Annotated in this window: 11 protein-coding genes and 1 riboswitch; of the genes, 8 read left to right on the forward strand and 3 right to left on the reverse strand. The window is 43.5% G+C overall.

From position 1 onward, the window contains the following. Positions 1 to 47: 47 nt before the first annotated feature. The 3 genes from lexA to dinF all read left to right on the forward strand — a co-directional run bounded on the left by lexA (position 48) and on the right by dinF (position 3,117). A complete protein-coding gene (gene lexA / locus AB4263_RS15440) occupies positions 48 to 668 on the forward strand; it encodes a transcriptional repressor LexA (protein WP_019820514.1) in 621 nt (206 codons plus the stop codon). A 97-nt stretch (positions 669 to 765) separates the two neighbouring features. Continuing rightward, positions 766 to 1,644 carry a class I SAM-dependent methyltransferase gene (locus AB4263_RS15445; RefSeq protein ID WP_372098466.1) on the forward strand — a complete coding sequence of 293 codons (879 nt, stop codon included), beginning with the start codon at positions 766 to 768 and terminating at the stop codon, positions 1,642 to 1,644. A 117-nt stretch (positions 1,645 to 1,761) separates the two neighbouring features. Further along, entirely contained in the window at positions 1,762 to 3,117 is a 1,356-nt protein-coding gene (gene dinF, locus AB4263_RS15450; RefSeq protein ID WP_372098467.1) for an MATE family efflux transporter DinF, read from the forward strand. A 183-nt stretch (positions 3,118 to 3,300) separates the two neighbouring features. Here the strand turns inward: dinF and sthA are convergent, their stop codons facing one another. Then, positions 3,301 to 4,701 carry a Si-specific NAD(P)(+) transhydrogenase gene (gene sthA / locus AB4263_RS15455; RefSeq protein WP_017061048.1) on the reverse strand — a complete coding sequence of 467 codons (1,401 nt, stop codon included), beginning with the start codon at positions 4,699 to 4,701 and terminating at the stop codon, positions 3,301 to 3,303. A 327-nt stretch (positions 4,702 to 5,028) separates the two neighbouring features. Here sthA and fabR point away from each other — a divergent pair, with 327 nt between their 5' ends. Then, entirely contained in the window at positions 5,029 to 5,670 is a 642-nt protein-coding gene (gene fabR, locus AB4263_RS15460) for an HTH-type transcriptional repressor FabR (RefSeq protein ID WP_010438693.1), read from the forward strand. Beyond that, positions 5,670 to 6,041 (forward strand): YijD family membrane protein, encoded by a 372-nt coding sequence (locus AB4263_RS15465; RefSeq protein WP_017061049.1) that lies wholly within the window; start codon positions 5,670 to 5,672, stop codon positions 6,039 to 6,041. Before fabR ends, AB4263_RS15465 begins: the two co-directional genes overlap by 1 nt. A gap of 80 nt (positions 6,042 to 6,121) precedes the next feature. On the opposite strand, the gene trmA is transcribed toward AB4263_RS15465, so the two are convergent. Beyond that, the gene (gene trmA / locus AB4263_RS15470) at positions 6,122 to 7,231 is read right to left on the reverse strand and encodes a tRNA (uridine(54)-C5)-methyltransferase TrmA (RefSeq protein WP_372098468.1); all 1,110 of its coding nucleotides are present in this window, start codon (positions 7,229 to 7,231) and stop codon (positions 6,122 to 6,124) included. Positions 7,232 to 7,385: 154 nt separating this feature from the next. After that, positions 7,386 to 7,590, forward strand: a riboswitch (cobalamin riboswitch). Between the two features lie 39 nt (positions 7,591 to 7,629). Here trmA and btuB point away from each other — a divergent pair. From btuB to murI, 3 genes are read left to right on the forward strand one after another with little or no spacing between them, the layout of a single operon-like run. Continuing rightward, positions 7,630 to 9,465 (forward strand): TonB-dependent vitamin B12 receptor, encoded by a 1,836-nt coding sequence (gene btuB, locus AB4263_RS15475; protein WP_372098470.1) that lies wholly within the window; start codon positions 7,630 to 7,632, stop codon positions 9,463 to 9,465. A gap of 48 nt (positions 9,466 to 9,513) precedes the next feature. Beyond that, on the forward strand, positions 9,514 to 10,179 hold the full coding sequence (locus AB4263_RS15480) for an ATPase (RefSeq protein ID WP_372098471.1): 666 nt from the start codon (positions 9,514 to 9,516) through the stop codon (positions 10,177 to 10,179). Between the two features lie 60 nt (positions 10,180 to 10,239). Further along, complete coding sequence (gene murI / locus AB4263_RS15485; protein ID WP_017061053.1) at positions 10,240 to 11,046, forward strand: glutamate racemase; 807 nt, start codon at positions 10,240 to 10,242, stop codon at positions 11,044 to 11,046. On the opposite strand, the gene AB4263_RS15490 is transcribed toward murI, so the two are convergent. Next, entirely contained in the window at positions 11,009 to 11,461 is a 453-nt protein-coding gene (locus AB4263_RS15490) for an RNA-binding protein (RefSeq protein ID WP_017061054.1), read from the reverse strand. The genes murI and AB4263_RS15490 overlap by 38 nt on opposite strands. Positions 11,462 to 11,949: the final 488 nt, after the last annotated feature.

The following is an 11,949-nucleotide window of genomic DNA, read 5'->3' on the forward strand; positions in this document are numbered from 1 at the left end:
GTTACTGGATATACTCACAGTCAACTGTATAAAAAGACAGGTGAATCATGAAGCCGTTAACGCCCCGCCAGCAACAAGTCTTTGACCTTATCAAAGGTAAGATCGAAGATTCCGGTATGCCACCGACACGTGCAGAAATCGCGCGTGAACTAGGCTTCCGTTCTGCTAATGCTGCAGAAGAACATTTGAAAGCTCTTGCTCGTAAAGAAGCGATTGAGATTATCCCGGGTGCGTCTCGCGGTATTCGTATTTTGCTTGAAGATGCAGCAAACGAAGAGCAAGGTTTACCATTAATCGGTCAGGTTGCCGCTGGTGAGCCTATCTTGGCTCAAGAGCATGTAGAAATGCATTACCAAGTTGATCCAGGCATGTTTAAACCACAAGCTGACTTCTTACTTCGTGTAAATGGCGAAAGTATGAAAGACATCGGTATTATGGATGGTGATTTATTAGCTGTTCATAAAACACAAGATGTACGCGATGGTCAGGTTGTAGTGGCTCGTGTCGATGATGATGTAACGGTAAAACGCCTAGAACGTAAAGGTTCAACGGTTCTGTTACATGCTGAAAATGAAGAGTTTTCTCCAATCCATGTCGATCTAGAATCTCAACACTTGTCTATTGAAGGGCTTGCGGTTGGTATTATTCGCAACACCGACTGGATGTAGTCAGTACAAACAGCTTATTGATATTTATTCTCAATAACTTGTCATTGTAATTGATATTCATTATCATCTTCTTTGTCGAGATACAAGGAAGATGATGATGCCAAACCCAACCAAACCTCAAATGAAGCCGCTTACTCGTAAGCCGCGCTCCTCTGTTCAAAAGGCTTCTTCTGAACAAGGGTCTGCACATCAAGAATTCCAAGTTCCGACCAACCTCGTTCAGCATCTTTGGTTTCGTAGCCGTGAAAGCCTAGCTGATGATGGTCTCGTTTATGATCCTATCGCAGCTCAAGCCTGCAAGCGTTGCCAGCTCGCACCAGAATGTCTTACCGGTGAACTCGACCAACAGCAACTCCTTTACGCGACACTGACTCAACTTTGTGATTCTCAAGTTCAACAGTTTTTATCTCATAACCCAGATGCTTGGATTATTAACGTGGGAGCAGGGCTCGATACCCGTTTCTACCGTTTAGATAATGGCCGCTGTCATTGGGTTGAGTTAGATGTAACCGAGAATCTGCTTTGGCGACAACGCTTGTTCCACAAAAATGAACGCTATCGCTTAGAGTGTGGCTCTGTCGATGACCTAACTTGGTTGGATGAACTTAATATTCCAGAACAAGCCTCGGTGATGGTGGTGTGTGAACATGCTTTGCTGGATTGTAATGAACAACAGACCGCGAACTTCATTCAGTCTTTGAGTCGCTACTTTACTCATGCACATGCGTGTTTAGTCTTAGCTGGAGATAAAAGCTCAAGTACGTTGGGGCAAAAACTTGGTTCAGGAAAGTATGCGCATGGCCTATCTTCTCCAATAGACAGTGTTCTCAATTGGTTGCCATGGGCACAATGGGTAAAAGCGTTTTCTCCACTAGACCAAAAATGCAACCGTTGGAAATTGTGGCAGCGACTTCTTTGTAAGATCTCTCAGGTCAAAAAGCGTTTAACGCCGCAGTTAGTGCTCGTTAAGTGGTAACCCTAGTGGTTCTGTATTTCGAGTAACTGAGTACATAGCCGGTATAAGTAAAATTCCACAACATAGTGAAAGCCCACCCACTAGGTTAAACTATCGCCTCTAATCTAAGAGGTGATCGTGAAGCTATTTAATCCCCAAACTATTTTTCAAACGCTATCCAATCAGGCGATGCACAAAAAAGTGCTGCTGCTCGCGATCCCGATGGTTCTCTCTAATATTACTGTTCCACTGCTGGGCTTAGTCGATGCGGCGGTTATCGGTCACCTCGAGCACTCTTGGTATTTAGGTGGTGTGGCGCTGGGCGGCACAATGATCAGCGTGACCTTTTGGTTGCTTGGTTTCCTGCGCATGTCGACAACAGGGCTAGCCGCACAATCTTATGGTGCGAATGATGGCAAGCAACTTGGTTTAGTCTTTGTGCAAGGCGTGACCATGGCCTTAGGGTTTGCTGGTGTCTTTTTGCTTTTACACAGTCTAGTCGCCGATTTAGTTTTCTCATTGAGTAGCGCCAGTGATCAAGTTAAGCACTATGGTCAGCAATATTTCTCAATCCGCGCTTGGAGTGCGCCTGCTGCGCTAACTAACTTTGTGATTCTAGGTTGGTTACTCGGGACTCAAAATGCCAAAGCGCCCATGTGGATGGTGATCATCACCAATATCACCAATATCGTTTTGGATATTGTTTTTGTTATCGGCTTAGGATGGCAAGTGGAAGGTGCAGCATTGGCATCTGTAATGGCTGATTATGCCGGTCTAACATTTGGCTTGATTTGTGTTTACCGAATCTGGGCGAAGAAGCAGTTACCATCGCCATGGGATTTGCTTAAGAAAACCAGCCAAGGTTTGAGTCGTTTCGTGAAATTGAATCGCGATATCTTTCTTCGTTCATTGTATCTACAAGCGACTTTCACTTTCATGACTTTCCAAGGTGCAAGCTTTGGCGATGATGTTGTTGCGGCCAATGCCGTGTTGATGAGTTTCTTGATGATCATCTCTTATGGGATGGATGGCTTTGCCTACGCAATGGAAGCGATGGTCGGTAAGGCGATAGGCGCGAAAGACCAAGATGAACTGAACCAGTCATTGATTGGTACTTTCTTCTGGAGCTTTAATATTTGTTTGGTACTGACCATAGCGTTCGCACTCGCTGGCTCGAGTTTGATTAATATGATCACTACCATTCCTGACGTGAAGAACCAAGCCGAGGTGTATTTACCGTGGTTAGTCGCAATGCCATTGGTGTCTATGTGGTGCTTCTTGTTGGATGGTATTTTTGTTGGAGCAACCAAGGGCAAGGATATGCGCAATAGTATGTTTGTTGCGACCTGTAGTTTCTTCGCGATTTTCTATTTAGCATCAGGTTTAGAGAACCATGCACTGTGGTTAGCGATGCTGAGCTTTATGGCAATGCGCGGAATTGGTCTTGGTGTGTTGTTTGTTTCTCAGTGGAAGAAAGGGGAGTTTCTCGCTTAGCTCTGAGGGCTCTGTTTGTGGAGAGTAAATGAGGCTGTACAGGTAGAGGGGTATTTAGAACATCATGATCTAATTACTATCAATGCCTTAATATTCAGTGTTTTAAATAAAAACAGCAAGCGCGTGGCTTGCTGTTTATGTATTTGGCCTATGGGTGGTCAAATACTCCTATTGGTTCTTTATCTAGAATAAACGGTTAAGCCCGTTGAGTGCTGCAACACGATAAGCTTCCGCCATCGTTGGATAGTTAAAGGTCGTATTCACAAAGTACTCGATGGTATTTGCTTCACCTTTCTGTTCCATGATCGCTTGTCCGATATGGATGATTTCAGCGGCACGCTCACCAAACACGTGGATACCTAAAATCTCTTTGGTTTCGCGATGGAACAGAATCTTCAAGCTACCAATGTCTTTACCCGCAATTTGAGCACGAGCTAGGTGTTTGAATGAAGAACGTCCTACTTCATACGGTACTTTAGCTGCGGTAAGTTCTTGCTCGGTTTTACCAACAGAACTGATCTCCGGGATGGTGTAGATGCCGGTTGGAATGTCTTCGATAAGGTGGCGTTCAGCTTCACCTTTCACAATTGCTTGAGCCACAAATCGACCTTGGTCATAAGCAGCACTTGCTAGGCTAGGGTAGCCAATCACATCACCGACAGCGTAAACATGGTCAACATTGGTTTGGTAATTGGTATTTACTGAGACTTGCCCACGCGAGTCCGCTTCTAAGCCAACAGCACCAAGGTTCAGTTTATCGGTATTACCCGTTCGGCCATTGGCATACAGTAGGCAATCAGCGCGCATCTTTTTACCTGACTCTAGGTGAATGATCACGCCATCATCAGTGCCTTCAATTTTCTCAAAGGTTTCATCGTTGCGAATCACGACACCGCTGTTCCAGAAGTGATAAGAAAGTGCATCTGAGGTTTCATTGTCTAGGAATGACAACAGACGGTCACGAGTATTGATAAGATCGGTTTTTACACCCAAACCGCGGAAAATCGACGCGTATTCACAACCAATAACGCCAGCACCATAGATGATGATGTGTTGCGGGTCGTGTTTAAGAGAAAGAATCGAGTCACTGTCGTAGATACGTTCATGCAGGAAGTCGACGTTATCTGGTTGGTAAGGGCGAGAGCCTGTCGCGATAACAAATTTGTCTGCACTGTAATGTTCTTCAGTGCCATCGCTTTGCATTACCGAGACAGTGTTGGTATCGATAAAACGTGCAGTACCAAAGACCAACGTGCACTGGTTGCGGTCGTAGAAGCCTTGGCGTAATCGAGTCTGTTTGTCGATGACTGATTTAGCATGACCCAGAATGTTGGAGAAGGTTGAGTGAATACTTTTATTGTTCTGACAAAACAGCGGATTACTGTTGAATTCGATAATACGACTTACGGCATGACGCAGTGCTTTTGAAGGAATTGTTCCCCAGTGAGTACAACCACCACCAACGCTGCTCTCTTTCTCAATGATTGCAACGTTCAACCCGGCTTTGGTTAATCCCATCGCTGCCCCTTCTCCTCCGGGGCCACTACCAATTACGATTACATCAAAGTGGTTGGAGTGCGGCATAGATATCTTCCTTGTTATATTTGATTAACATTGCTTTAGCGAGATTTTAACCGATTCTGTTCTCGGGTACATGAAAAGGGCATCAGAGAGTCGGTGGGATCACGCAGTGTTATCGAAAAAATAATATTTGGTATGTCGTATGTCTCCAAATGACAGCGTGGATATTGAAATTTTTTCTTCGAACGTATTTACTTCGGTACGTGAACAAAGAGGTATGTTTAGTGTCTTATATAACCAGAGTGCCTTATATAAATAAGTGATTCGCGTTATATTGAATAGAGTATTAGACATGCCTGTTTAGGCTGTAAAAGAAGAAATTGATAAAGTATGAAACCAATGGGCATTCGCGCACAGCAAAAAGAAAAAACTCGTCGCAGCTTAATCGATGCAGCATTTAGCCAACTCAGCGCCGATCGTAGTTTTTCCAATCTAAGCTTGAGAGAAGTCGCTCGTGAGGCTGGAATAGCACCGACTTCCTTTTATCGTCACTTCAAAGACATGGATGAGCTTGGCTTAACCATGGTTGATGAAGGTGGCTTACTGCTGCGCCAGTTAATGCGTCAAGCTAGGCAACGCATAGTAAAAGAAGGCAGTGTGATTCGTACATCGGTTGAAACCTTTATGGAATTCATTGAAAGCAGCCCTAACGTATTCAGACTGTTATTGCGAGAGCGCTCAGGAACTTCATTTGAGTTTCGTGCAGCGGTAGCTCGTGAGATACAGCACTTCTCTGCTGAGTTAACCGAATATTTGATAACGACTGGCATGACACGAGACGAAGCTTTTACTCAAGCTGAAGCCTCCGTTATCTTGGTCTTCAACTCAGGGGCAGAAGCATTAGATTTAGATCGACGTCAGCGAGATGAACTGGCTGAACGCTTGATCATGCAATTGCGAATGATGGCCAAAGGGGCTTTTTGGTATCGTAAAGAACGTGAACGTAACCGATTAAAAGGCGGGATTGAATAATGTCGAATGAAAATAATACTGTAAACCGTGGTTCAGAAAGAAAGACACTCGTACTTGCTGTTATTGCCGGTGTGTGTGGTGATGCTCTGTTATCTTGGGTAACAATGAGCGAAGTGGGCTTCTCTATTTTCCCACTGATTGCTTTAGTCTTGGCTGTACAAGCACTTTACCAAGAGTACCTAACTAACCCAGTATCTGAAGATATTCCACTAGTAGGTTTGGCTTGTTTCTTTGTAGGTGCATTTGGCCACTCGGCTTTTGTGAAGGCACAACACCCTGATGCTGGCTCAAACTTCTTTGCGATTATTGTCGCGATGTTGCTTCTTGCATGGGTAGGTAAGAAACTCGGCTTTATCGGCAAAACTGCTTAAGCTGATTTAGAAATTAAAAAAACGAGCCAATGGGCTCGTTTTTTTGTATCTGCTGTTTGGCTTAGACCTGAAAGCGATACTTACGCTTTACGCTCTAGGAATACGCCAGCTTCCATGTGGTGCGTGTAAGGGAACTGGTCAAACAGAGCAAAACGAGTGATGTCGTGCGTTTCGCTTAGGATGTCTAGGTTCTCTTTCAATGTTTCAGGGTTACAAGAGATGTACATGATGCGCTCGTAGCCTTGAACCATCTTACAAGTATCAACGTCCATACCTGAACGCGGTGGATCAACAAAGATAGTGTTGCAGTTGTAGCTCTTCAGATCGATGTTCGCTTGCTGTAGACGACGGAACTCACGCTTGCCTTCCATTGCTACAGTAAAATCTTCTGCAGACATACGGATGATCTGAACATTTTCAATGTTGTTCGCAGCGATGTTGTATTGCGCAGATTCTACTGACGGTTTCGCCAGTTCAGTTGCCAGTACACGCTCGAAGTTTTGTGCTAGCGCTAATGAGAAGTTACCGTTACCACAGTAAAGCTCAAGTAAGTCGCCTTTGCTGTCTTGAGTACAATCGACAGCCCATTCCAACATTTTCTCTGCCACTTTGCCGTTGGGTTGAGTAAAGCTGTTCTCTACTTGTTGGTAGATGTAGCTATCACCATTCACATCTAGCTTTTCAATTACGTAGTCGCGGTCCAGTACGATTTTCATCTTACGCGCACGGCCAATCAGGTTTAGGTTAAAACCTTCATCGTTTAATTGCTGCTTAAGTGCTTTAGCATCTTGAATCCACTGTTCACCTAATTGACGGTGGTAAAGCAATGACACCAAAATTTCGCCGCTTAACGTAGAAAGGAAGTCTACTTGGAATAGCTTGTGGCGCAGAGAGTGGTTGTCCTTCATTGCATCTGTTAATAGAGGCATTAGGTCATTGATAAGACGGCTAGCTGCAGGGAACTGGTCTACGCGATATTTTTCTTTAGTCTCTTGATTGAACATGACGTAATACATATCGTCACCTTCATGCCACACGCGGAACTCAGCACGCATGCGGTAGTGTTGTTCTGGAGATTCATACACTTCCAGTTCAGGCACATTATATTCTGAGAACATTTCAGTAAGACGCTCAGTCTTTTCTGCCAGTTGTTCTTGGTAGCGTTGCGGGTTTACATCTAAATTCGCCATTGTTATGCCTTTTGCTGTCGTGCTTTTAAATCAAGAGCGCAGATTTTATTCAATCACAGGCGCTTGTCCAGTGTTGAGAGCCAATCAGTGTAAATAGGCCATGAAAACTATAGCTTATAACTATCTTAGACTAGACAAATGATTCAGAGGTCAATACTATCTTCGGCAAGCTGGTGCCATTTAGATGTATAGATGGCTGAAGAGGGAATCTGGTGTGAATCCAGAACTGACGCGCAGCGGTAAAAGAGAACAAGTATTCACAAGACACTGCAAATAGCTTTTTGTGGGAAGTCGAATATAAGGTAACCAAAAGGTTGTGCTCTTGAGTCCGAATACCTGCCAGTAGCTAAACCATAAGATGTGGTTTGGTAGGAATTTACGCGATTTAGGATAACAACATGAACAAATCCCTTTTAGCGATAGCTGTAGCATCGCTGCTTTCACCTATCTCCAATTTACACGCCCAACAAGCCTCTGCCGACGAAACCATGGTGGTTACGGCTAACCGTTTTGAGCAAAGCACGGAAAGTGTTGTCGCTCAAGTTGAAGTAGTAACACGCCAAGATATCGATCGAATTCAAGCTAAGTCTCTAACAGATGTGTTTAGACGATTGACGGGTATTCAGGTTTCACAAAATGGAGGCCGAGGACAGCAAGCTTCGATCTTTGTTCGTGGTGCTAATTCTGATCAAGTGCTTGTTCTCATTGATGGTATTCGTTTTGCGCGAGCTGCAAAGGGTGGTGTCGATTTTAGCCAGTTACCAATTACATTCGTTGACCGAGTGGAATACGTTCGAGGAGCTCGTGCCGCTATGTATGGCTCAGAAGCTATTGGTGGTGTGATTAATATCATTACAGTTGCCAGTTCTGACAACGAAGAAACGGTAGTGAGTGCGGGATTAGGCAGCCGTGATTATGAAGAGTTAAGTTTTGTTAGTGGTACCAAAGTTGGCGAAAATGGTCATTTGAATGTATCGGTTGGTTACGATTCTGATGAAGGCTATAACGTTCACCCCATGCCCGGAGTAAACGATGGCGACCGTCATGGGTTTGAATCACGTAATGCTTTGATTGGGTACGTACATAACTTCGACCAACAGTGGAGTGGCTTTGCGAACTTCCGCATGTTTGAAACCATTTCTCAATATGATGGTTCGTATGTTGATTTTAATACCGGTAACCCAGTCCATTCTTACAAAGAAGCTGAAGTTCAAAATTCGACCTTTGCTACTGGTGTTAAATATAGTGGCAGTGAACTTAAGTCTGATTTCTTAGTTAACTATCAGAATCAAGATAACTGGAACTACGAACAGTCTTTAGGCAAGAACTCAGCGTCAGCAACATCTGATGAGCTTGAACAGCTAAATGTTCAATGGGTGAATTCATACAAACTAACGTCGTCACTGACTCTTAGTGGTGGTGTAGATTGGCGTGATGAGGCTTATATTGTTAAGCCTTCGAATACTGAATACGACAGAACGAATGTTGCGTACTTCGCTGCATTAAACGCAGATGCGGATAAAGTGTTCGGAGAACTGAGTCTTCGTGTTGATGACAATGAGCAGTTTGGTACAGAAACTACTTACAACACAGGGTTAGGCTATCGTTATGCTGAGTGGCTTGTTGTAAAAGCAGCTTATGGCACATCCTTCAAAGCACCTAACTTGTATCAACTATATAGCTACTACGGTAATGCACAGTTAGAAGCTGAAAAGGCAGATTCATTTGAACTGACTTTTGGTGGCTTAATCAAGGATGTTGATTGGTCGATTACTGGCTATGACACGAACGTCGAAGACTTAATTGATTACAACTACGCGACAAGTAAGTACTACAATACCGATGGCGAAAGCCAATTACGTGGTGTGGAAATGGTCGTTGGGTTTGATACTAGCTTTATTAACCACCAAGTGAGCGCTAATTTCCAAGACCCAGAAGATCAATCTGGTGAGCAACTGATACGCCGAGCTAAGAAGATTTACAAGTATAATGCAGTGGCTAGTTTCGATGATGTTGATGTTTCATTAGGTTTCCAATTTGTAGGTGAGAGACCGGACTTCTCTGAAGATCTCGCAGCGTATAGCTTGTTTGATGTTTCAGTGAACTACTATGCGAATGAAAACCTTACTTTAAATGGTCGAGTGGATAACTTAACTGACGAAGAGTACGAGACTGCTGGTGGATACCCATCACCAGAGCGTACATATTACGTGAATGCTACTTACCAATTCTAATTATCACCTAAACCGCCTTCGGGCGGTTTTTTCTTATTGGGTATATCAATGAAAAAGAAAGTCGTCATAAGTTGGTCGTCAGGCAAAGACTCTACATTAACCCTAGAACGTCTACTTGAAAGCACCGAGTATGAAGTTGTTGCTCTCTATACTACGTATGTTGGAGATGAGGTCCCTTTCCAAGTCACGCCAATCGAGGTTGTCGGAATGCAGGCTACATTGATCGGTTTGCCTCTAATAACGATTGAGCTGCCGGAGGTGTTCCCAAGTAACGAGATCTATCAAAGTACGATTGTTACGGCGCTTAAAGGATCGGGTTTATCTATTGATGCCGTGGCATTCGGCGATATGTTTTGCAATGGTATTGCTGACTACCGAATAAGTTATATAGAACCTGCGGGCTGGGAGTGTGTATTTCCTCTACTGGGAGAGAGTAGCCAAACTCTGGCTAAAGAAATCATAAATAGAGGAATCGAAACCTTTCTCGTCACAGTTGATAGCGATGCATTAGACATGAGCTATTGCGGGAAAGAATACACGCCTGAACTAATAGACAGTTTGCCAAGTCACGTCGACCCATGTGGAGAAGATGGTGAGTTCCATACCTTAGTCACGTCAGCGCCATGCTTTAAAGGTAAGCTTAAGATAGAGCTAGAAAATGTAGAGCAGGGTGAGCGCTTTGGGCATCAACGCTACCGAGCTTGCATTATGTAGAGTGATGATTGGCGAAAACTAGGTGAAGGGGTATCATTGCTGCGGAACTTATTACAGGTAATGGTTGTGTCGGAAAGCATACAAAAAAACATATTGGTCTTTGATTCTGGAGTTGGCGGTCTGTCTGTATATAAAGAGATAAGCCAGTTACTACCCAATCACAACTATATCTATGTATTCGATAACGAGGCTTACCCTTATGGTGAGCTCGATCAGCAAGTCCTCATTCAGCGAGTCCAAAGTATCGTCGCCAGTTTTGTGGCGAGTCACGCTATTGATATCGTGGTGATAGCTTGTAATACGGCCAGTACGATAGTCCTGCCGACACTTCGCGCTAATAACCTTATCCCTATTGTCGGCGTAGTCCCGGCAATCAAACCTGCTTCGTTACTGGCTAATAAAGCGGTTGGCCTTATTGCGACTCCCGCGACGATTACTCGTGAATACACACACGAGCTCATCAAAAACTTCTCGAGTAATAAAAGAGTAGAGCTGTTGGGTTCTACTCGGCTGGTGGATATGGCCGAAGATAAACTCAGAGGTGAGGAGATTAGCCTTGAAGAGTTACAGCAAATCCTTCAGCCGATGATCAACACAATTGATGTGGCTGTATTAGGATGTACTCATTTCCCATTGATCAAATCAGAGATTCAACAAGTACTAGGTGAAAGTGTAGTGCTGATAGATTCTGGTAAAGCGATAGCTAAGCGGGTTCAAGATTTGTTGGGTTTGGAAAGCGTTAATAAAGAAGGGGGAGTACGTGAAGTTTTTTGTAGTGCACTTCCTAAAAAAGAAAGTGCACTAAATAGTATGTTAAAGCAGTTAGGGTTTAGCTCAGTTCAGATTCGTCCGCTTCAGGATGTTTAGGATCATTTGCAACACGTACTTTTAAAGTGCGTTGCATGTAATCTTTATCGTTAAGTGCAGAGATTGCATGATTCACATCATTACTTGCCATAACAACAAATCCAAAGCCTCTTCTTTTACCAGTACGTTTGTCTTTCATTAAACGTACTGCAAATACTTCACCATGCTCTGAGAATAATTCACGTACATGTGATTCGTTCGCTTTGTATGGAAGGTTACCCACATAAAGTGTTTTGGTTGAAGCCTTAGGTTCTGAATCTGATTTTGAGTCGGTGCTTGAAAAGTTAACAACAAAAGCGGAAGCCAAGACACCAAGGATAAAGGTAATTGCAGGCGATATATCTACCTGAGAGAAAACAATGCCGCCTAATACAGCCAGTGCGACAATTAACAACATCGATTTTTTTGAGTTCATATCGGAATACTACATATTAATAAACGAAATAGACGCATCTACCATTAACAAAATAGACACATGAATCTTACGTTCATGGCTTCCATTTTTCCAATGTATTGCTGTGATACGTCTCAAATGTTTAGTTTTTATTCGAAAAATGCGGATCTGGTGGCTTTTTAGGCGAACAAAACTTTTATTTCAAAAAGCCCTTGTGCTCCATCTCAATCTCTCTATAATGCCGCCTCACCGACACGGAGTGAGACGAAAGTCACACAGCGAAATCGGTAGAGAAAAAGAGTTTGAAAATAACCCTTGACTCTCAAAGTGGTGCAGGTATAGTACGCACCCCTAGCGACTGAGATGTGAATCACAAAACGCTAGCGCTCTTTAACAATTTAAACCTATCAATCTGTGTGGGCACTCGTTGATGAATATCAAAACGTTTTATCGTTAGATAAAACAGATTCTTCGGAATCAAAATTGATTTCAATGAACTGAGTGACCAA

Source organism: Vibrio sp. 10N.261.55.C5, assembly GCF_041470505.1.
GTDB lineage: Bacteria > Pseudomonadota > Gammaproteobacteria > Enterobacterales > Vibrionaceae > Vibrio > Vibrio crassostreae_C.